This is a genomic window from Nonlabens spongiae, assembly GCF_002117125.1.
Lineage (GTDB): Bacteria > Bacteroidota > Bacteroidia > Flavobacteriales > Flavobacteriaceae > Nonlabens > Nonlabens spongiae.
The window spans coordinates 3,096,379-3,118,435 of the sequence record NZ_CP019344.1; the positions used below are offsets into that span (position 1 = coordinate 3,096,379).

Genomic DNA, 22,057 nt, shown 5'->3' on the forward strand with positions numbered 1-22,057 from the left:
TTTTACTTGTTTGATTCAATACTGATTTAAAGCCATTTTTTCCATTTGAAAAAGGCGATAAGAACCACAGCTATAAATCCGTTAATGATCCAGAAATAAGCATAACCATGTTCCCAAGTCAACTCTGGAATATGCTGAAAATTCATCCCATAAATTCCAGCTACAAAAGTCATAGGAATAAACATGGTAGAAACTACGGTCAATACCTGCATTACTTGATTCATTTTGTGGCTCACGCTTGAGAGGTACATATCACGTAATCCAGCATTAATCTCTCTAAAAGACTCTAAAGTTTCGATGATTTGAATACAATGGTCATAGGCATCTTGAAGAAAGGCGTGGGTTTTCGATTCTATGAGACTGCTGTCTTCTTTTAATAATCTACTTATGGATTCTCTTAACGGGTAAATCGCGCGCCTGAGATCTAAAAGCAATCTCTTATTGTGCTGGGCCTGGTTAAGGGAATCCTTTTTAGGGTCGTCAAAGATCTCGTCCTCGAGCTCATCCAGATAGTCTCCTATTTGTTCCATTACTATAAAATAATGGTCTATTATGCTGTCGATTAGAGCGTAAAATAAATAGTCTTGCTTGACCTTTCTAATTCTTCCTTTGCTATTTTCTAAGCGATCACGTACGTTTTCAAATACATCGCCAGTCTTCTCTTGAAAAGTAATCACCGCATCAGAGGTCAATATAATACTGACCTGCTCTGATTTTAATTCTTGGCTGTCGCGGTCATAAGAGATCATCTTAATGCATTGATAAATATAATCTCCATAGAATTCAGTCTTAGGTCTCTGTGTAGTATTGGCAATATCTTCGAGCAATAATAGATGTAAATGAAATCGCTTACCTACCTGCTCTAGAATATCCGTATCATGAACTCCATCAATATTAAACCAGTAGTGCAAGTCAGGATTTAGTTGCCCCTGCTTAATATTTTCAAGCTTTTCATATTCCTTTTCATTATAAATTATCGTTTCGGTCTCTACTGGTCCAGAACGTTCTTCCCCTACGTAACTTATCGTCCCAGGTGGGGTAAATACATTTTGAACAGCCTTAGGAGTAGCCCTGCGCCGCAGTCGGGATAAAGGGTTTTTCATGAAACAAAGTTTCTTCTAAGATAGTTTTTCTGCGATAAATGGTGCTGTAAAGCTTTGCTCGACTTGTGCAACCTCCTCCGGTGTGCCACTTGCGATGAGATGGCCACCTAGTTTCCCGCCTTCAGTTCCTAGATCAATTATATAATCAGCACATTTAACAAGGTCCATATTATGCTCAATAACGATTATGGAATGACCATTTTCAATGAGTGCATTAAAACTACTCAAGAGTTTATTGATATCGTGGAAATGAAGACCGGTGGTAGGTTCATCAAATATAAACAAGGTCTTATCTGGCGTGTCTCCTTTTACTAAGAAACTAGCCAATTTGATCCTTTGCGCTTCTCCACCAGACAATGTAGAGGAACTCTGGCCTAAGGTTACATAGCCCAGCCCCACATCTTGAAGTGGTTTCAGTTTTCTGATAATCTTGTTTTCCTTATGCTTCTGGAAAAACTCCATCGCATCGTTAATGGTCAGACTGAGTATGTCGTAAATATTGTGATCGTGAAACTTGACTTCCAGAATTTCTTTCTTAAAGCGCTTACCCTGGCAGGTCTCACATAAGAGGGTAACATCAGCCATGAACTGCATCTCAATAGTGACCTCGCCCTCGCCCTTACAAGTCTCACACCTTCCTCCATCTACATTGAAACTAAAATGCTTTGCTTTATAATTTCTGATTTTAGAGATCTTCTGTTGTGCAAAAAGATTTCTGATATCGTCATAAGCTTTGACATAAGTGACCGGATTGGATCTTGAGCTTTTACCTATGGGATTCTGGTCAATAAATTCTACAGACTTTAAATTCTCAAATTTTCCATTCAGTGACGTAAACTGCCCGGCCTTTTTGCCGTAGCCACCCAGCGACTTCAAAACTGCTGGATATAGAATATCTTTTACCAATGTCGATTTTCCACTCCCTGAGACTCCCGTGATCATGGTCAGAACACCCAGCGGGAAACGCACATCAATATTCTTAAGATTGTTTTGACGTGCGCCCTTAATGTCTATATAATACTTATGCTTTCTACGCTTTCGCGGAAGCGGAATCTCCATAGACCCATTTAAATATTGAGCAGTTAATGAGTCTGAAGCTAGTATTTCACCCAGTGATCCAGCTGCTACGACTTCACCACCGTGTGTTCCCGCCTTAGGGCCTATGTCGATGATGGTATCTGCTGCCTGCATGATTTCCTCGTCATGCTCCACAACAATGACCGTGTTGCCTAGATCCCGTAGATTTTTCAAGACTTTGATAAGTCTCGCCGTATCGCGAGGGTGTAAACCTATGCTGGGCTCGTCAAGGATGTACATACTTCCCACTAGACTACTCCCCAGTGAAGTGGCTAGGTTGATACGCTGCGATTCACCTCCAGAAAGAGTGTTTGATTTGCGATTAAGAGTAAGGTAATTGAGTCCTACATCATTCAGGAACGATAATCTGCTGTTGATTTCAATAAGGAGACGGTGCGCGATTTTGGCATCATTTTCATCAAGTTTTAAGTCTGCAAAAAATGGGGTGAGTTCACTAATAGGCAACATAACCAGCTCCGATATAGTAGTCCCGGCAATTTTTACGTAATCTGCTTCCTTGCGCAGGCGCGTTCCCCCACAAAGATTACATCTGGTCTTTCCTCGATAGCGAGAAAGCATGACGCGGTTTTGAATTTTGTAAGCTTTCGCTTCAAGCTCCTCAAAAAAGGCATCTAATCCATCAAAGTATTTATTTCCAGTCCAGACCAGTTTCTGTTGCTGGGCAGTCAATTCAAACCAAGGTCTGTGAATAGGAAAATCAAATTTATCGGCATGTTTGATCAACTGATTTTTATAGTAGGACATGCTCTCACCACGCCAAGGAAAAATGGCTTCTTCATAGATGCTGAGTCCTGTATTGGGAATGACTAGATCTTCATCAATTCCTATCACATCGCCGTAGCCTTCACATTTAGGGCAGGCACCATAAGGATTATTGAAACTAAAAAGATGGGGATTGGGTTCTAGAAATTCCATCCCGTCCAGTTCAAACTTATTGCTGAACTCACGAGTGGCTGATCCGTCCAAGTGCTCAATAAAAGCTAAACCTTTACCTTCAAAAAAGGCTGTGTCGATCGCATCGGCTAGGCGGTTGTAAAAATCTTCTCCGTCACGTTTTATGATTCTGTCAACGACAAGACGGACCTGATCTGAATCTTTGATTTTGAGTTCCTCATCATCGAAACGCTTTACATCATCATTTACCTTAATTCTAGTATATCCCTGCTGCAACAGGACCTCTAGTTGTTCAGAAGTCTTTCTCTTACCTTTTACAATCAAGGGGGTGGTCAGTAACAATCGAGCACCTTCTTCCTGTTCCTTAATGTAGTTGACCACATCGGTAACCGTATCTTTTTTTACCAAATCACCGGAAACGGGAGAGTAGGTTTTGCCTATCCTGGCAAAAAGTAATTTCAAATAATCATAGATCTCAGTGGTTGTTCCCACCGTTGATCTGGGATTGGTACTGTTGACTTTTTGTTCAATGGCTATCGCAGGAGCAATACCTTTAATGTACTCTACCTTTGGTTTGTTCAGTCTGCCTAGGAATTGTCTGGCATAAGACGATAGACTTTCAACATAGCGACGTTGTCCTTCAGCGTAAAGAGTGTCAAAGGCAAGGGAAGATTTACCGCTGCCTGATAAGCCTGTAATTACCACTAGCTGATTACGAGGTATAACGGCATTTAGATTTTTGAGATTGTGAAGCGCAGCTCCTTTAATTAGAATGTTTTTCTTGGGACTAAGTACATCAATATCTTCAAAAATCATAGAGGTTCCATTTAAGCGCAATCCACAAAGATAAAACGCGCGTAACCCGTATAATCTTAGTTACATCTATATAATTGTTAAAACTTCGAGGATTATTTTGTTCATTTGGAATAAATGTTGTTATATTTAACCCGTTAAAAATTTCAAAAAATTCGTTTATAGTAACAACTCTACTCTAAAAGATCTATTTAATTCCAATTAACCAAGGAGAAGGGTAGGTCATTCAAGTTGCTATTTATGAAAAATGAAATGATTAAGGATGCTGCGCTGGTTAGTCAGTATCTAGATGGTAGTGAGTCTGCACTAGAAACGCTTATCTACAGACACAAACAACGTATTTACAGTTTTATTTTCTCAAAGGTCCACGATCGTGACGTTACTGAAGATATTTTTCAGGACTGCTTTATTAAAGTGATCAAAACTTTGAAAAAGGGAAAATATAATGAAGAAGGAAAGTTCTTGCCCTGGGTAATGCGTATCGCACATAACCTTGTCATCGATCATTTTAGACGTAATAAGCGCATGCCTAAATTCCAATCGCGCAATGACTTTGACATCTTCGACGTTATAAGTGATGGAGATTTAAGCAAGGAAGATGATATGATACTGGATCAAGTTCACAAAGACGTGAAAAATTTGATCGACGAGTTGCCAGAGGATCAGAAAGAAGTTCTCACTATGAGAATTTATAAGGAAATGAGTTTTAAGGAAATCGCTGAAGCGACAGACGTAAGCATCAATACAGCTTTAGGAAGAATGCGTTACGCCCTTATCAATATGAGAAAGGTGATTGATAAAAATAACATAATTCTTACCAGGTAGTTCATTAGGATACAATAACCTGAGAGAGATGCCGTTATTAACATTAAATAACACTTTCCGATATGGCAAAACTCTACGATCCTAAACCACTTTCTAAACAAGTGAATCCTTTGCAACCCAAGGAAACTACCATACGTAATATTATGGCGTTTTCCGCATCTTATAGTGTGACAAAATACAAGAATATATGTTTTGACACCTTTAAAAATTGATTGATAACCTTTTAAATTTGACAATGCCGCGATGAATCGCGGCATTTTTTGTATTCAGCTAGTAAATAAAAATTACCTTATTTTTTTGAAGAGAGAATTTGATTATTTCGCTTTCGCGAAAGCGTTTTGTAGTAATCGTTCAGTACTGATTTTCTTCCCACCGTACTTGTTATAACATCTTTGTTGAGATCCCAGCCTCGAGCAGGGCTGTATTCCCGACCATACCATATGATCTGTAGGTGCAAATCATTCCATTTGTGTTCTGGAAACAACCGTTTTGCGTCCCGCTCCGTTTGAACCACATTCTTACCGTTTGACAGATTCCAGCGGTACATAAGTCTATGAATGTGAGTGTCTACTGGAAATGCTGGTATCCCAAAAGCTTGAGACAAAACTACCGCAGCAGTTTTATGTCCCACAGCGGGCAACTCCTCGAGTTCCTCGTAGGTTTGAGGGACTGATCCATTGTGTCTCTCAATCAGGATTTTTGACAATCCATGAATTCCCTTAGACTTCATGGGAGATAATCCCACTGGTTTGATGATTTCCCTTATCTCTTCAACACTTAACTTCACCATGTCGTAGGGGTTGTCCGCTTTCGCGAAAAGTAACGGCGTGATCTGGTTCACACGTACATCAGTACTCTGTGCACTCATAAGTACTGCAATCAGTAAGGTGTAGGGATCTTTATGGTCTAAAGGAACAGGAATAGATGGATACAGTTCTTCCAGCTTATTTATGATAAATTCAACCTTTTCTGATTTGAGCATAACTAATTTTATAGTGTAATTAAAATGTATTTAAATGACAAGCTTAAAAGCAGGCGATAAAGCCCCAGATTTCTCAATTCCCAATCAAGACGGAGATACCATCTCACTAGCCGATTTCAAAGGTAAAAAGTTAGTATTGTTTTTCTATCCTAAGGCAAGTACTCCCGGTTGTACCGCAGAGGCGTGTAATCTTAGAGATAACGTTGAGCAATTTAAAGCTAAGGGCTATGAAATACTAGGTGCAAGCGCAGATAGCCAAAAAAGACAATCCAACTTTAAAAACAAATATGAACTTCCATATGATTTACTTGCTGATGAGGATCACCAGTTATTAAATGCATATCAAGTCTGGGGGCCTAAAAAATTTATGGGCCGTGAATATGACGGAATCCACCGCACCACATTTGTTATCGATGAAAATGGAATTATAGAAGAGGTGATTCAAAAGGTAAAAACTAAGGATCACGCTGCTCAGATCTTATAGAGGAGCATCCTCTTCGTGATATTCTTCCTCATCTTCTAGTTGAGTCTCACACCCGAATAGGTTGTGGGACTCAATCAATTCTGGAATACCTTCTGGCACCATATCTTTCCAACCCTCTTCGCCATTTTCAATCATTCTGAGAACCTCACGAGAGAAAATATGTAAAATTTCAGAATCATAATCTTCTAGATCCTTGAGTTTACCATTGTATTTGAAGAACTTGTAAAGCTCTTTCATACGTGGATGCACCTTTAGGTTTTCACTAGTCGTAAGTTCTCCTGTTTCAGGATCTTTAAGTGGGTATAGGTAAACTCTCAGATCTTTAAAGAATAATTTTCCAAACGCTTCAAGAATCCCTCCACTTAGGTGCGTGTAATATTTTGTGTCAAAAACATCAATAAGGTTATTGACCCCCATTACGAGACCTATTCGCTCCTTAGTATAATTATTCAGATACTCAACCAGTCGATAATACTCTTTGAAATTAGAAATCATCACCGTCTGTCCTAATGAACAAAGCAGTTCAGCTCTATGCAAGAAATCTTCTTCATCAATCTCCCCACTAGCGCGCAGATTAGAAAGCGTGATTTCAAAAAGTGTCTCTAGTTTTTCTTCCTTGACTGTACCTGATTTTAAAAATCTGCGACGAGCAGTTTCATACATGTCCATGTTTACCTTAGTTACTGGTCTAAAGCTACCTCTTAGAGCAAGGACATTTTTCTTATAAAGGATCTTTGCACTCAGAATATTATTCCCATCTGGACCAAACATTACCGCCTCGGTCATACCGTTTTTGATCAACTGAAGACTCATCAAACGATTGTCCACATCTTTGAAGATAGGACCTTCAAAATTGATCATATCAATCTCGATCTTATCCTTGTCGATATGATCATATAAATATTGGAGCAATTTTTTAGGTTGATCGTGTTTGTAAAAGGCACCGTAAATAAGATTAGTACCTAATATTCCTAAGGTATTTTGCTGCAATCGAGCATCACGTTCTTTGAACCTAACATGTAATACAATTTCAGAAAACTCTTCTTCTGGATTGACCTGAAAGCGTATACCTAGCCATCCATGCCCCATGTAACGTTTGGCAAAATCAATGGTTGCGACTGTATTTGCGTAGGTAAAGAATAGTTTGGTCGGGTGTTTCTCTCGAGATAGGCGCTCTTCAATAAGACCCATTTCGTACTGAAGCATTTTTCTCAATCTTGCTTCAGTGACATAACGACCGTCATCCTGAATGCCATAAACGGCGTCAGAGAAATCTTTGTCGTATGCGCTCATCGCTTTGGCTATGGTTCCAGAAGCTCCTCCAGCTCTAAAAAAGTTCCGAACAGTTTCTTGTCCTGCACCTATCTCTGCAAATGTGCCGTAGATGTTCTGGTTCAGGTTGATACGTAAAGCTTTGTTTTTAATAGAAGGGACAGACTCAAAATCGTGATCGCCTAATAGACTTATACCCATGAGAATAATTTGAACGGTGTATACAAAGGTAAATAACCGCCTAGCCACATGAAAAATTATCAATACTTTTAACCTAAGATTTATGGAGCTGGAATTTACTTTTTTAGGTACAGGTACATCACAGGGTATTCCCATAATAGGAAGCAATCATCCAGTATGTTTAAGCGCTGATCCTAAGGATAAAAGACTTCGGGTAAGTGGACTTATCAAAATAAACGGAGTCAACATCGTCATTGATTGTGGTCCAGATTTCAGACAACAAATGCTTAGTAATCACGTCGATCGTTTAGACGCTGTGCTATTTACCCATGAGCATGCTGATCATACTGCCGGTCTTGATGATTTAAGACCATTTTATTTTAGGCAAGGAGATCTGGATTGCTATATGACAGAGCGTGTGAAAAAATCTCTTGAAGAGCGATTCCAGTACATTTTTACCACTGTTGATAAATATCCGGGTGTAGCAAATCTAGATGTACATGTTTTTGATGAAGATCCTTTTCAAGTGGGAGATGTACAAATAATTCCCATAGAAGCAGATCACGGCTATCTACCTGTTCACGGTTTTAGAATTGCGGATTTTGCTTACATGACAGATGTAAAGAAGATTCCATCCTACTCCATGAAAAGACTTAGGGGTCTAGACGTTCTGGTAATCAATGCTCTTAGAGAAGAAGCTCACAACAGCCATCTTAATCTTGAGGAAGCATTAGAACTTGTAAGCAGGCTCAAGCCTAAACGTACTTACTTTACACACATTAGTCACCATTTAGGGTTTCATCAAGAAGTACAGGAAAGACTACCTGAAAATATCTATCTCGCATACGATAACTTAAAAATCACATCACCTAATTGATATGAGAAAACATTTATATCTCTACTTATTCATTTTTGCTTCATTAATAGCTCTTGTATTTTACATTAATGGGAGAAAATATCAAGAAAAACTAGAGCAGCAAGTTGCAGAACTCCGAGAAGATATTGAAGAGAATAAACAACAATCTGGATCGACAGAAAGTTCATTACCTACAACTGGCGTGGAGCATCCATTCACACTAGCCTTCAACCCAGAAGCTGAGGAATACTTATATGATATGGATCTAACCACTCAAGAAGTAGAGCAGCAGGTAATGGATAAATTGCTGGAGCTTAATCTCAATGAGGGCGGTAACCCACTTATTCCTTACACCGGCGCGGGTCGCGGTTTCCAGATCAGCAATTCGTTTTTAGTCAATCACAAATGGGTTCTTGTGAATTTTTACGATGGCGATCAGTGGGGCGAGGCCATGATTCAGTATGATATCGATGCAGATAAAAATGTAGAGTTGAGTACGATTAAAGCTTTACTATATCTCAATTAAATACCTAAATGCGCTCCTCCAGCCACTTTTTCATGTCATAGAAGTTGTCTCTCGCAACGCCATGACCCGCAGGATAATCTTTAAAAACATAATCGGCGCGGGCTTCGTCCATGAGTGGAATGGCCTTTTTTGCCCAGTCAAAAGGTATCACTTGATCCATGGTTCCGTGACTTATGAAGTAGTTTGTGGGGTTCTCGCTTTCGCGAAAGCGTGCATTCAACCCTGCTCTGTCCTCAACAAGATCTTCGTTCACATAACCACTCATCGCAACTACGTTTTTGAACAAATTGGGATCTGAAAGACTCAAAGCGTAGGAGAGTATCGCACCCTGACTGAAACCGAGAATGTTCAAATTTTCAGGATCGATATCATAGGCAGTTTTGAGCTCATCAACAAATGTTCTAATAAGCTGCATGCTCTTGCGAGCTTGATCCAAATCACTGAACTTACCACCAGCTGCATCAAAATTAATCGCATACCAAGCAGCTCCATAAGGCGGCAGGTCGTAAGGCGCTCTGGCGCTCACAATAAATATACCCTCATCCAGCTCTGGTGAGAAGGAAAAAAGATCATCCTCATTACTGCCGTATCCATGCAATAGCAGGAGCAAAGGCGCGTTTTCTTGATTTGCAGGTCTTATACGATGTTGTAAACTTAAATTATTCGTGTCTGTCATTTTATGAAACTAAACCATTTTTGAAATGCCGCACCCACCACTGGTAATTCATCTTTTTGATTGCGTACCACGCTCATGAGCCCTAGCATTGCCATGATAACCACTAGAAAGATGATCACAAAGGCTAACCAATAGGCATTATCAGGAATTACTCCAGCAAAAATGCTCAAAAATAGGGCGATACAAGCAATACCTAGCATCTGTCTTATGTGGAAGGATACAAACTCGTTGTTACGATCATTGTTAAGAATGACGGCTACTCCCAGAACTGCTATGAATAATATGAAATGTATAAACAAGAGCAGCGAACTCAAATAAGCCAGCATAGCGATATTTTTATCTTTCATGATTAAAAATTGAATTGTGAAGCCTTGCCATTTATCGTTCCCAGAACTTTTCCTTTACACTGAAGTCCTATAGCCGCCGCATTTTTAGACTCAGAAAGAATGTTCTTTTTCTCAAACTTATAATTGGTTTCTGGATCAAATAAGGTTATGACCGCCTTGCTGTTTTCTCTTATTTCTGAACGTGCGATTCCATAAACGCTGTATGCGCTGGTGAGCAAATCGATCGTTTTTTCTAAACCTAGCTTTTCATTACTCAGTCCAAAAACGCTTTCTAAACCTATGCTACCCGCAGTAGCTTGGTCAAACTCCACATCTTTATGCTCAATATTGAGCGGTATGTGGTCGCTCGTAACCATATCAATCGTGCCATCTGAAATAAAATCCTTGAATTTTGAAACAGATTTTTTACTTCTCAACGGCGGCAGCAACTTATAATTAGTGTTGAAGTCTTCTAATGCTGAACTGTCTAATACCAAATGATGTGCAGAGATCGAGCAAGTGATTTTTAATCCTTGAGCTTTTGCATTTCTAATAAGTTCTAGCGACTCAATCGTACTGATGGTAGGTATGTGAAGATGCGCGTTTGTATAACGAGCGATTTCAATATCACGTGCCACTTGTAACGATTCCGCCAGAGCAGGTTGCGATTTGATACCCAAATGTATGGTCGTAGAATCTTCATTTACCATTCCCTGACCCGCAATAGCATTATGTACAGGATAGGAATGTACAATTCCATCGAAGCTTTTTGTGTATTGAAGCGCAATCTTAAGCAAATTTGCGTTTAAGATGCTCTTTTTGAAATCGTAGAAACCTGCACAACCCGCCTCATGCATATCAAACAGTTCTGCGAGATGTTCTCCATCTTGATTTAAGGTAAGGCTGCCTAATGGATGAACATCAACCAGTTTGTTTTTATATAGACTTTTTAAAGATCTAATTCCAGCGGCATTCTCTGGGTTGGGCTGGTTATTTGCATTAAGCAAAATGCTGGTAAATCCGCTTTTTGAGGCTGTCGCCAATCCATTTTTTATAGACTGACGCTCTTCATGACCCGGCGCTCCAAAACTCACACTGCTGTCTATCCAGCCTATACTCACATGTAGATTCTCATGCTCTATGATTTGAGCATCCTCAGCAGATAAATTATTGCCGATTTCTTTAATGATTCCCTGATCTATTAAAATGTCTTTTTTGCTATTATGATGATCAGATGCGGAATCAACGATGTGTGCATTTTTGAGAAGGATCATTTCAGGTATTTTAAAATCAGGATTTCACAAATTAAGAAAAATAATGCTCCATACAGAAACCAGCGCCAGAGCGTAGTCACCTCTTCACTGGCTGCAATTTCAGTAAAGACTTCTTCTAGGTTGTTTGCTGTATTTCCGCCTAGTTGATTGTCTGAGAGGTACCTCAGCTCATTTTCAGACCTAGGATAGTTGAATGCGAGCTGTGAGACCGTGTTTTCTTCATGTATTACCTCAATAACTCCGTCATCTAGGATATCATCTTCAGTGTTGATCTGCACGTAATTAGGGTAGCTGCGCTGTCTAGGAATCAGCTCGTTATTATCAAGTTTAAATTTTACCACACCATCATCTTTTATGGAATAGGGTATCGCAATTTCTGATGGAACTCCTGTTTGAAAGTACAGTTTGGGAAGTGGCAAACTACTCATAGCCATATTATAAAAGACAGGTACGATGAGTGGCGAACTTTGAAAGTTTGTATTTTCAACATTTAGCGGTGCGGTAAAGACAAATGTATTGCCGGCTTCATATAGAAACTCGCTGCCGTCTGCATATTCTAGGATCGCATTACCCGCACTGACCCTTGCCGATTTTTGAACGCTGGGATATTGAAAATTACTTACCCTTTTATTGAAAACATCGCTCATGACGGGATGGTCGTAATTGATACGAGTGATGTTTTTTTCTAATTCAACCATTTGAAAATTACGGGTCAGTCCACCTGTGACACCATTTTCGTTTGGAATAAAAATAATCTTACCGCCATTTGAAGTAAAAGCGTTGAGCTCACGTTTCAAAGATGCCGGTATGGTTTCCAATTCATTTAAAACTACTAGATTCTGATCCTTGATCAGGTTGTAATTCAGGTCTTTCAATCGATAGGCGGCATATTCAAATGGTCGGCCTTTAAAAATTCTATTTATAAAACCGCTTTCTGCACCGTTTATGGATAGGACTTTGATCTGACTGGAAGTATCATAAGCCAGGTAAAATTCATTGTCAAATTTGAGTCCGTTGTCAGTTATGCTCACTTTAGCGTTAAGACCTTCATCAGCTTCTACGTCAAAAACAGCTTCACCTTCTTGATCTTCTAAAGTCACGCTCGTCTTAGCCAGCAATAGATTTTTGTTGAACAATGAAACAGTTACCGGTTGCTCAAGGTCATAATTTGAAGAAATAGTCACTCCCAGTTGAACAGAACTATTGACACGCTTTTTTACAAAAACACTATCGATACTTAAGTTGTTAGTCTCCTGCGGCACATAACGAACCATTTTGAGATCACCGGTGAAGGTTGAGTCAGCTACCGCGCCATTCAATCGCTGAAAATCGCTCAATAGGATCAAACGCACGGCATCACTGTTTGCCAAAGTTCCGGCTTTGAGCTTCACTTGGGATAAGCTGTAAGATTCACTGGTATGACCTAATTTCAAAATCTGATTGGTCAGGCTTTGTCTCGTCTCATACCTAAAAACTTGATCGTTTGTGAAAACTGTGACTTCTCGATCTGCGTCTAGCGATGATAGCAGATCGGTCACTGCGACGTTGAGCAAAGTTCCCTCGCTGCCCTGGGTCTGCATCGAGAAGCTATTGTCAAGATAAATGATAGTCTCTGTTTGCTCGCTATTTTGATCTTCTGCAGGCAGGAAAGGTTGCGCAAATGCAAGAACCAGACAAGTGACGACTAATAATCGCGCGAGAAGGGATAGCCATTTTTTGAGCTGGCGGCTCTTTCGGGTTTGGCTGATGAGCGGTTTGAGGAAGGCAACATTAGTAAACTCTCTTTTTTTAAACCTACGTAACTGAAAAAGGTGAACTATAATCGGTACGATCAGAAAGAATAATCCGTAAAGTAGGTGCGGGTGTTTAAAAACCATTCAAAAGATCACTTTGCCAAAGATAGTAGAGTTCGCCAGCCTAAACAAGATGACAGACGTATCTTCAACGATCATTACAACTCTCTAAATGCACCTAATCCGAAAAGTGCAAAATCATATTTTACGGGATCTTCAGGATCCATTTTCCGCAGTTGCTTGTCCAGTTCAGCGACGGCCTTTGCGTCGTTTTGTTTGCGTTTGAGCAACTTCAATTTACGCGCGATGTTACCGGTATGTACATCCAGCGGTAAAGAAAGCGCTGAAGCCGGGATGCTGTCCCAAATCCCAAAATCCACACCCGCAAGATCTTTCCTCACCATCCATCGCAAAAACATGTTGATGCGTTTTGCGCTGCTCCCCTTCAGCGGATCGCTCACGTGTTTCTGCGTGCGTTTCTCGTGATCAATTTCAAAGAACAGCTGTTTAAAACTCGAGATGCCTGCCTGTAGGTCGCTGTTGTTTGAATGGTACGCTTTCGCGAAAGCGGACTCCAGACCAGCATGGTTCTTATAAATGTTTTGTAGGGCTCGCATAAAAGTTCGACAATCCTGAGCGTTGAACGTGCGGTGCACAAAGCCTTCAAACCGATCCAGATCTGTAGGCTCGTGGTTCTTGATGAAGTCTGCCGGTGCGTGATCCATGAGTTCCATCCATTTGTGGGCGTTGTTGATGATGGATTTGCGGTTGCCCCAAGAAATCGTGGCGATCAAAAAGCCCGAGATCTCAATATCTTCCTTGCTGGTAAATAGGTGCGGGATCTGAATGGGATCATGGGGGATAAAGTCTGGCACGTTGTACTGCAGCACCTTTGCGTCGAGAAATTCCTTGAGTTCGGCTTTTTTCAAGAGATCATTTTTGCATTACTGAACAATTCCCATGCCGATCATTTCTTCTTCAAATGCTCCTCAATATCACTGATATGATAGCCTAGCGCTTTGGTCGATATTTGAATTTCTTTAATGAGCAAAGCGAGTGAAATGATCAATAACAAAAGTGCAATACCAAAAATATAAATGGAGGCTTCTTGCTGCTCGATGTAGATCAAAAACATGGTTAGTACGCACAACAGGAGACTGGAAATACCAAAAATTTGCATGTAGCGCGTCAAGTCCAGTCGGGACCTCAAATTCTGAATCTGTCTCAGCAAAGTCGGATCGTGGTTTTCTTTGTACCTACCGTGTAGATTCCTGATTACAGAAGCGTAAGCAAGAAACCTATTGGTATAAGCAAGCATGATCAGAGAAATGGCTGAGAAAAGTAGGGTAGGAGTGGTGAGGGTTAGTTCTTTCATACCTTGATTTTAAATCTGAATTTATTCAGTTTACTATTAGTCCATCTACCATGGTAAGCTTGCGATCTGCCAGCTCTGCCAGCTCGTGATTGTGGGTTACAATAACAAAGGTTTGATTAAATTCTTCTCTGAGTTTAAAGATGAGGTTGTGCAGGTCATCTGCGGTATTGCTATCGAGATTTCCCGTGGGCTCATCTGCATAGATCACGCTGGGGTTGTTAATTAAAGATCTAGCCACGGCTACTCGCTGTTGCTCACCTCCTGAAAGTTCGCCGGGTTTGTGGTTATGTCTGTGGGATAGGCTCAAGATCTCAAGCAGCTCTTTGGCGCGTTTTTCCGCTTCTTGTTTTTTAGTTCCTTTGATAAATGCCGGGATACAAACGTTTTCAAGCGCGGTAAATTCTGGTAACAATTGATGAAACTGAAAAATAAAACCCAGTGATTCATTTCTGAAACGGCTGAGTTGTTTCTGATTCAATTTATTGATATCTGTCCCATTGATGTTGAGGACTGTATTTGGATTTTTATCGGCTTGTTCGAGTGTTCCTAAAATATGTAGTAAAGTGGTTTTACCGGCGCCAGAGCTTCCTACGATGCTTACAACTTCACCCTTTTTTATCTCTAGGTCTACACCTTTGAGAACCTGAAGTTCATCAAAAGATTTAAAGACATTTCTTGCAATAATCATAAGTCAAATGTACCACTAATCCATTTGCGTTAAACAGTATTGCCGAGTTTTTAAGAATTACTGCTGAACCATGATCTCGCCTGATTCACATCGAGAAAGTAGGTGATGCGTAACGAGAAATTATGGCGTATGGGGTTGTCAAACAAGTTGCTCACACTGTCTACGTAACTAATCTGCCCTTGTTTATCAAAGTTGTTTGCAGCGTTGCGATATAAAAAAGTCGCTTCACTTCCCGGTGCAAACCTCCAGCGGTAAGAGAAATCTAGATTCCAGACATTGAAATTTGCATCTGGATTTTCATCGTCCTGTAGAGCAAAATCACTTTCTGTGGTAGTACCATCATTTGTGAGCTCCTCAAATTCACGACTGAAATTTGCCCTAGACCAATTGTTCCTAAACGAAAGGCTCAGCGCATGTCTGTTATTGAAATTGTAGGTTCCACTGATGCGATTCTCTACTGTATGAGTGTTTCTCAAGCTGAGTATGCTGTTACTCCCATCATCAGTCCTGGTGACGTAACTCAGACGATTATTGTTTTTACGCCACTGATAAGTATAGACTAATAAAAACTCATCACTGAATCGATACCTAGGTGACAAGCGATAGTCATAACTTGTTTCAGGATCGTCGATACGTGAGAAGTAGCCAGCACGGGCATCGATAGCAAATTTTTTCCTATAGTCACTAGAGATGAAGCCTCCCATATAATAACTGGGCGCGTAGCGCACGACTTGTCCTGGGATGCGTGATTCAAACTGATCTTTTTGCTCTGTATTATATTGAAAATCTCCACCAAAACTAAATCGTTCCACTGTCGCAAAAAATGGGTTCAGCGTGATGTCTGATCCAGTGTGAAAACTAGGTGTTAACGCACGGCGGTGTCTCACCCTTAGCTCAATTTCATAGTAATTGAAGATGCCTTGCTGGGTTTGTTGCAAATAACTCAAATCAGATGCCAGAGTAAGATAATTAGTCTGGAATTGACGCCCTAAATCATTCGGATTATAAGAATCACCCACCCAGAATGCGCCTAAACGTGGTCGCCACTTACCAGTTGTTCTGCGCCATTGAGCCTCGCCGGCATAACCAGTTTCTGTACCGTCTGGGGTGAAACGGTTGCTCATTTGCAAAAGACCTCGATAATTATCACTGGCCTTTTTATTATTATGATTAAGTTCGAGTGCAGTGACATTTGCATCAGTAAAAGAACCGTTGCGCAATGTGCTCGCATTTGATAAGGCGATAGACGAGTTGTTACCGTACTGCTGATCTAGTACCAGCATGTTATAGTTTGTCAATGGTTCAGTGAGTACATTTCTAGTAGCTCCACTTTCAGAATTTCTTATGGTGGCTTCTGTGCGTTCTGTGATTGCATTTAGGACACCTATTCCTAGGCCTCCGTCAGTTCTTCCTGTAAATTTCAAAGCGTTGAGTAAATTGGCTGTAGAAGGATTGTCTATAATGTCTTCATTATCCAGCGTTTCGATACGTCCCGCACCGGTGGGAGTCTGGCCTATACGGCGTGAGAAGAAAATATCTCCCTTACTAAAAAGGTCTGCACCCTCTATAAAAAATGCGCGGTTCTCCCCAAAAGTTTGCTCAAATGGACCTAAATTCAATTCAACTCGATCAAAAGCTACCTGCCCAAAGTCAGGGATCAGTGTCGCATCAAGGGTAAATGCGTCACTTATCCCATATTTCAAGTCCATTCCAGCTGAAAATGTGAGTTCTTCTTCACCGTCAAATACATTATAAACTACCTGGCTAAAAGGATAAAGGTTTAAACGAAGTGGTGGATCAATATTTTCAACACCAGTAAGCAGTGCATCGTACTGCGTTTGATTTCCCGTAGTGATGTCTATAAAATTGTAGGAATAATCTTCGTTGAGGTGACGTATCCTACGTACTACTTGAAAACTCCAGTCCTGAACTTCATTTTCCGGGAACCTCAAAGTTCTATAAGGGATTTCCATCTCAACATACCAGCCGTTTTCATCTATGGTTGATTCTGAAAGGAATACTACATTGAAACTAAAATCTTGGCGGTCACCCTCTACGATAGCATCACCTAGGGCATTTCCAGAAGTAGCAAAGAAACGGGTCTGATTGATCTGATTGTTGTAGGTGTTGATATGGAATTCAAAGAGATCTGCCTGTACAAAGACGTTGTCACGTTGGGAGAACTGTCTTAAAATGCGCTCCGGCTCATTATCATACATATAACCTGCGACATAAAGAGCGTTATCATCGTAGGCAATTTTTACTTTGGTTTTATGAGTGTCTCGTTCCGGTTCACCGTTGCGAGGTTCACGCATGACAAAGTTTTTGGCGACCGGTATCTTGTTCCAGAATGCTTCAAAAGGTTTACCATCAATTACAGGACTTGTAGCGACTCTTGTTGCTGAGTATACCTTACGTTTTATTAATAGTGTGCTGTCTTCTTGTTGTAGGTTCGCTTTCGCGAAAGCGATATTAAAAAGTACTAATAAAAAGGAAAATAACTGTCGATTCATTCTTAAACTGAGAATTTTGTAAAACTAATTTGGTTAACAAAGCTTTTTGTCTAAATGCGTGTTAAGAAAAAGAACTTCACAAAACGCTGAACTAACTTGCGCTTAAAAAGAAGATGGAGAGAGCGATTTTTGCAGGCGGATGTTTCTGGTGTACAGAAGCTGTGTTTCAACGTGTAAAAGGTGTCGAGAAAGTAACTTCTGGTTTTTGTGGAGGGAATATCAAGAACCCACCCTACAGAGAAGTTGTGCAAGGACGCACCGGACATGCCGAGGCGGTTGAGGTTCTGTACGATAAGGAAAAAGTAAGCTTCCAGCAATTGATGGAGGTTTTTATGGCAACTCACGATCCTACTACCCTCAATCGACAAGGTTATGATGTGGGAACGCATTACCGCAGTGCTATTTTTACTCTAAATGATGAACAACAAAATCAGGCAGAGAGTTTTGTCCAAAAGTTAGGTGAGAGCGGCGCTTTTCAAGATCCTATCGTGACAGAAATCAAAAGAGCCACTGACTTTTATCCTGCGGAACAGGAACATTACGACTACTATAACAAACATAGAAGTCAAGGCTACTGTCAGGTGATTATTGATCCCAAAGTCAAAAAGTTGATGACCCAGTTTCCAGAAATTGCTCAAGAGTAATTGGGATCCATTATTAAGGATAGACTCTCACATCAGTAAGCGGTATTTCTAAACCATAGACTTCTCTTTTTTCTGGTAGCATAAAGCCGGCAGTGGTCTCGTACCAGCCTTTCCAATTTGCCTTAACGCCATCAAGCGGTATAATTTGCACCCACATCTTGAAGGATTCAGGAAGGTAATTCTCATCCAGTTTCCAGACATAGACATCGCCGGGAGTAGTTCCTCCAGTGGTATAGCGCACTAGTAATTCATTTTCTGAAATAAATTCCAGTTCAGTTCCGGCATCTTTCACTTTATAAGGGGCTATGAGCCAAAAGCTATCATTATTAAAGTTGCTTAAAGCATAGTCTAGATATTCTTGTTTATCTCCAGAATCTACAATATTACCTTTATAGAACACTGTACTCTCTTGTGGAAAATTTAAATCTAGAACTACTCGTGTGTCCTCCCATTTAACGCTTACAATATTGTTCTGAGGTTGCCAGTTGTATTCATTTACACCTCTGAATGTCCAAGTGATACTATCTGCATTCTTAATTTGTTCAGCATGTAGCGCTTCCAGAAGTTTATCTGCTAGAGCTACTGCTTTTTCTCCCTTTGTACCCACCGGTACGTCTTCATTAAAAGCTATTTTCAGGCCGATTATGGCCACTAAAATCAATAATAAAAGTATTCCTACAATTTTAAAAAATCGCTTCATTTTCACTCAGTTTGATGGCAAAGGTAAGTTTACGAAAGCTCTGCTAACAAAGCGAGCAGACCTATTCCTCAGCATTTTATGAATAGTATAGGAAATTCAGATACGCTAAAATTAATTTTCAGGGCTAACTTGCGCCTCTGTATATGGGAAAGTTATCTTTTATTCTGATTGTTCTGATGTCGGTTGTTTCTATGTCTCAGAACACCACCCACTTCTCACTAGACTTGGATCAAAATCAAGATCGCACGCTATGGCAGGATTTCACCTATGATATGGGAAACGTTTTTCTAGGAACGGGCTACGCATACACGAGACCACTTTACTGGCAGGGGGATGATTTTTTGAGATTTGGTGCTGTGGCTGGAGCTACGTACGGACTATACATGCTAGATACTAATATTGAGAGGAGTTTCAAGAAACACAAAAACGATGTTCCTAATATACTTTTAGATTACGGCTGGTACGCTGGAAGCCCTCAAAATAATTATGGATTAACGGGAGCAGTATATCTTACTGGCTTATTTACCAAAAATGAAAAATTAAGGCGTACGGGAGTTTTAATGATATCATCTGCGACCGCAACTGGATTTTTTCAACAGTTTTTGAAATCTGCCACGGGAAGAGCGAGGCCAGGAGCTGAACTCGGTAAGAACCACTTCAGACCCTTTGGCGGTAGTGTGGCTTATCGATCCTTCCCATCAGGACATGCCGTGCTATCGTTTACACAGGCTCATTCTATTGCCAAACAGTTTAAAAGTTGGTGGGTTAAAGCGCCTATTTATGCCGTAGGTGCCATACCTGGGTTGAGCCGTATTTATACTGATGCTCACTGGGCGAGCGATGTGTTTCTGAGTTGGGCGATGAGTTACTTTATGGTAGAGGCTATAGACATTTACCTCGATAAAAAGTATAAGGAAAAGTATAATGATAGTCCCAGAAAAAAATCCAGTCTAGATTTATCATTTTCTTTAACGACTGTAGGTGTGAGATATACTTTTTAGTGAAAAAAAGCAAAAATAAACTACTCAGAACGGTATGGGTCGTTCTGAGTAGTTGAAAAGATTATTTTTTGAACTTAACTTTATAGTCCTCGATCGCTTGGTTTACGATCTCGATGGCCTTGTCGCGACCCTGGAAATCTTCCACGTCCACAGTTTTGTTCTCTAGTTTTTTATAGTCTTCAAAGAAATTGCGCATTTCCTTTTTCCAGTATTCTGGGAGCTCGCTCACATCGTTAAAATGCGCTACGCTCATATCATTTGCAGCTACCGCGATGATTTTATCATCCATCTCGCCACCGTCCATCATTTGCATAACACCTATAACTTTTGCATCTACGAGACACATGGGAACAATCTCGATTTGAGATAAAACTAAAATGTCTAGTGGATCTTGATCGTCACAGTAGGTACGCGGTATAAAACCATAATTTGTAGGGTAGTACATGGAAGAATAGATCACTCTATCAAGTATCAACATTCCAGATTCCTTGTCTAGTTCGTATTTCGCACGAGTATTTTTAGGGATCTCTATACAGGCCGTTACAGTTTCCGGTGCATTCTCACCGTAACTCACATGGTGCCATGGATTTTTTTTCATGATATTTTTTTAAAACGGGCTGCAAAAGTAATATGGTTTTCGCTTTCGCGAAAGCGTAATCACAACAATCATAGTCTACTATACCAACTATATCTACTGATTTAGATTTCAAAAGAAGGCGTTAAAGTGTATGCCCAAGTTCAAGACTATAGGTTTAAGCATTAATTTTATGCGATGATGCAACAAGAACGGAGAGGTTTCAGGTTTGAGTTTTATGATCCAAAGGAAAAGGATCCATTTGATAAGTTGTTTGATATTTTCAAAGAACTGATTACCCATACTTCAGGGGATTTTGACGAAGCAATAAACTGGCTCAGGGAACTTGACAAAGAATATAAGCTCACTACTCCTGACTATACCGTCGATGACTTTATTGAAGATCTCAAACAACGTGGATACATAAGGGAGGAGTTTGATCCAGAATCAGGTCAGGATGGAGATGGATCAGGAGATCAAAGCGGTAGGTTTAGTATTACCGCAAAGACGGAGCAGCTGCTTAGAAAACATGCGCTGGAGCAAATCTTTGGTAACATGAGAAAAAGCGGAGCCGGAAATCACAAGACGGGCAAACTAGGTGAGGGCGATGCGCATTCTGGCGATTTTAGATCCTATCGTTTTGGAGATGGACTGGATCGCATTTCAATGACTGAAAGCTTGCGCAATGCTCAGATCAATCATGGAATGGGGAACTTCAACCTTACTGAAGATGACCTGGTAGTAGAAGACACACGTTTCAAAGCGCAGATGAGTACGGTGCTTATGATCGATATTTCCCATAGCATGATATTATATGGAGAGGATCGCATCACACCCGCCAAAAAAGTGGCCATGGCTCTCGCAGAATTGATTACCACCAGATATCCTAAGGATACGCTGGATATTTTGGTTTTTGGGAACGATGCTTGGACTATACAAATTGCAGATCTACCTTATTTAAAAGTGGGACCTTATCATACCAATACCGTAGCAGGCTTGCAGCTGGCGATGGACCTATTGCGCAGGAAGCGTAATACCAACAAGCAGATCTTTATGATCACCGACGGGAAACCTAGTTGTCTTAGACTTAAAGATGGGCGGTATTATAAAAACTCAAACGGACTCGATGAGTACATTGTCGAGAAATGTTATACAATGGCTGCTCAAGCAAGGCGATTACATATTCCTATAACCACGTTCATGATTGCAAATGATCCCTATCTACAACAATTTGTGGATGAATTTACAGAAGCAAATCAGGGTAAGGCATTTTACACAGGTCTCAAAGGTCTGGGAGAGATGATCTTTAGAGACTATGATGCTAATCGTCGTAGAAGAATCAAATAGTGCTTGATTGAGAAATTAGAAGTAATGTTGTGTCAATTGTCTTCTAAGATTATTGGTTAATCGATTATAAACCTTTAAATGAACGATAAATTCACCTACAAATGAACCCGTGA

The 22,057-nt window shown here is 40.3% G+C and carries 22 protein-coding genes; 8 read left to right on the plus strand and 14 right to left on the minus strand.

All coding sequences use genetic code 11. The features are described 5' to 3' along the window. Window positions 1-26: 26 nt before the first annotated feature. Window positions 27-1,103, minus strand: a complete 1,077-nt coding sequence (gene corA / locus BST97_RS14170; protein WP_085767852.1) for a magnesium/cobalt transporter CorA — start codon at window positions 1,101-1,103, stop codon at window positions 27-29. A 15-nt stretch (window positions 1,104-1,118) separates the two neighbouring features. After that, window positions 1,119-3,911 (minus strand): excinuclease ABC subunit UvrA, encoded by a 2,793-nt coding sequence (gene uvrA / locus BST97_RS14175; protein WP_085767853.1) that lies wholly within the window; start codon window positions 3,909-3,911, stop codon window positions 1,119-1,121. A gap of 237 nt (window positions 3,912-4,148) precedes the next feature. Here uvrA and BST97_RS14180 point away from each other — a divergent pair, with 237 nt between their 5' ends. After that, the gene (locus BST97_RS14180) at window positions 4,149-4,733 is read left to right on the plus strand and encodes an RNA polymerase sigma factor (protein WP_085767854.1); all 585 of its coding nucleotides are present in this window, start codon (window positions 4,149-4,151) and stop codon (window positions 4,731-4,733) included. Window positions 4,734-4,795: 62 nt separating this feature from the next. Then, window positions 4,796-4,945 (plus strand): hypothetical protein, encoded by a 150-nt coding sequence (locus tag BST97_RS15890; protein WP_157111685.1) that lies wholly within the window; start codon window positions 4,796-4,798, stop codon window positions 4,943-4,945. A gap of 77 nt (window positions 4,946-5,022) precedes the next feature. On the opposite strand, the gene BST97_RS14185 is transcribed toward BST97_RS15890, so the two are convergent. Next, entirely contained in the window at window positions 5,023-5,715 is a 693-nt protein-coding gene (locus BST97_RS14185) for an endonuclease III domain-containing protein (protein ID WP_085767855.1), read from the minus strand. Window positions 5,716-5,749: 34 nt separating this feature from the next. Between BST97_RS14185 and bcp the strand changes: the two genes are divergently transcribed. Continuing rightward, window positions 5,750-6,199 (plus strand): thioredoxin-dependent thiol peroxidase, encoded by a 450-nt coding sequence (bcp, locus tag BST97_RS14190; RefSeq protein WP_085767856.1) that lies wholly within the window; start codon window positions 5,750-5,752, stop codon window positions 6,197-6,199. On the opposite strand, the gene BST97_RS14195 is transcribed toward bcp, so the two are convergent. Beyond that, entirely contained in the window at window positions 6,194-7,672 is a 1,479-nt protein-coding gene (locus BST97_RS14195; RefSeq protein WP_085767857.1) for a nicotinate-nucleotide adenylyltransferase, read from the minus strand. The two genes, bcp and BST97_RS14195, sit on opposite strands and share 6 nt — an antisense overlap. A gap of 82 nt (window positions 7,673-7,754) precedes the next feature. Here BST97_RS14195 and BST97_RS14200 point away from each other — a divergent pair, with 82 nt between their 5' ends. Continuing rightward, window positions 7,755-8,528 carry an MBL fold metallo-hydrolase gene (locus tag BST97_RS14200; RefSeq protein WP_085767858.1) on the plus strand — a complete coding sequence of 258 codons (774 nt, stop codon included), beginning with the start codon at window positions 7,755-7,757 and terminating at the stop codon, window positions 8,526-8,528. A 1-nt stretch (window position 8,529) separates the two neighbouring features. After that, window positions 8,530-9,033 carry a hypothetical protein gene (locus tag BST97_RS14205; protein ID WP_085767859.1) on the plus strand — a complete coding sequence of 168 codons (504 nt, stop codon included), beginning with the start codon at window positions 8,530-8,532 and terminating at the stop codon, window positions 9,031-9,033. Window positions 9,034-9,037: 4 nt separating this feature from the next. Here the strand turns inward: BST97_RS14205 and BST97_RS14210 are convergent, their stop codons facing one another. The 8 genes from BST97_RS14210 to BST97_RS14245 all read right to left on the minus strand — a co-directional run bounded on the left by BST97_RS14210 (window position 9,038) and on the right by BST97_RS14245 (window position 17,678). After that, a complete protein-coding gene (locus BST97_RS14210) occupies window positions 9,038-9,709 on the minus strand; it encodes an alpha/beta hydrolase (protein ID WP_085767860.1) in 672 nt (223 codons plus the stop codon). Then, window positions 9,706-10,056 (minus strand): hypothetical protein, encoded by a 351-nt coding sequence (locus tag BST97_RS14215; protein WP_157111687.1) that lies wholly within the window; start codon window positions 10,054-10,056, stop codon window positions 9,706-9,708. The genes BST97_RS14210 and BST97_RS14215 overlap by 4 nt, the downstream gene beginning before the upstream one ends. Before the next feature lie 2 nt (window positions 10,057-10,058). Continuing rightward, complete coding sequence (locus tag BST97_RS14220) at window positions 10,059-11,309, minus strand: dihydroorotase (RefSeq protein WP_085767862.1); 1,251 nt, start codon at window positions 11,307-11,309, stop codon at window positions 10,059-10,061. After that, window positions 11,306-13,186, minus strand: a complete 1,881-nt coding sequence (locus BST97_RS14225; RefSeq protein WP_085767863.1) for a BatA domain-containing protein — start codon at window positions 13,184-13,186, stop codon at window positions 11,306-11,308. The genes BST97_RS14220 and BST97_RS14225 overlap by 4 nt, the downstream gene beginning before the upstream one ends. Window positions 13,187-13,260: 74 nt before the next feature. Beyond that, a complete protein-coding gene (locus BST97_RS14230; protein ID WP_085767864.1) occupies window positions 13,261-14,031 on the minus strand; it encodes a TIGR02757 family protein in 771 nt (256 codons plus the stop codon). 38 nt (window positions 14,032-14,069) lie between these two features. After that, window positions 14,070-14,477, minus strand: coding sequence for a DUF2721 domain-containing protein (locus BST97_RS14235; protein WP_085767865.1), 408 nt, complete (start codon window positions 14,475-14,477; stop codon window positions 14,070-14,072). 25 nt (window positions 14,478-14,502) lie between these two features. Next, complete coding sequence (locus tag BST97_RS14240) at window positions 14,503-15,165, minus strand: ABC transporter ATP-binding protein (protein ID WP_085767866.1); 663 nt, start codon at window positions 15,163-15,165, stop codon at window positions 14,503-14,505. Between the two features lie 50 nt (window positions 15,166-15,215). Then, entirely contained in the window at window positions 15,216-17,678 is a 2,463-nt protein-coding gene (locus tag BST97_RS14245; protein ID WP_085767867.1) for a DUF5916 domain-containing protein, read from the minus strand. A gap of 113 nt (window positions 17,679-17,791) precedes the next feature. Here BST97_RS14245 and msrA point away from each other — a divergent pair, with 113 nt between their 5' ends. Beyond that, on the plus strand, window positions 17,792-18,322 hold the full coding sequence (gene msrA / locus BST97_RS14250) for a peptide-methionine (S)-S-oxide reductase MsrA (protein WP_085767868.1): 531 nt from the start codon (window positions 17,792-17,794) through the stop codon (window positions 18,320-18,322). 13 nt (window positions 18,323-18,335) lie between these two features. Here msrA and BST97_RS14255 read toward each other — a convergent pair whose 3' ends face one another. Next, entirely contained in the window at window positions 18,336-19,022 is a 687-nt protein-coding gene (locus BST97_RS14255; RefSeq protein ID WP_085767869.1) for a hypothetical protein, read from the minus strand. A gap of 143 nt (window positions 19,023-19,165) precedes the next feature. Here BST97_RS14255 and BST97_RS14260 point away from each other — a divergent pair, with 143 nt between their 5' ends. Beyond that, window positions 19,166-20,023: a phosphatase PAP2 family protein gene (locus tag BST97_RS14260; protein WP_211277439.1), complete on the plus strand. Its 858-nt coding sequence runs from the start codon at window positions 19,166-19,168 to the stop codon at window positions 20,021-20,023. 61 nt (window positions 20,024-20,084) lie between these two features. Here the strand turns inward: BST97_RS14260 and BST97_RS14265 are convergent, their stop codons facing one another. After that, entirely contained in the window at window positions 20,085-20,621 is a 537-nt protein-coding gene (locus BST97_RS14265) for an inorganic diphosphatase (protein WP_085767870.1), read from the minus strand. A 177-nt stretch (window positions 20,622-20,798) separates the two neighbouring features. Between BST97_RS14265 and BST97_RS14270 the strand changes: the two genes are divergently transcribed. Next, a complete protein-coding gene (locus tag BST97_RS14270) occupies window positions 20,799-21,944 on the plus strand; it encodes a vWA domain-containing protein (RefSeq protein ID WP_157111772.1) in 1,146 nt (381 codons plus the stop codon). Window positions 21,945-22,057: the final 113 nt, after the last annotated feature.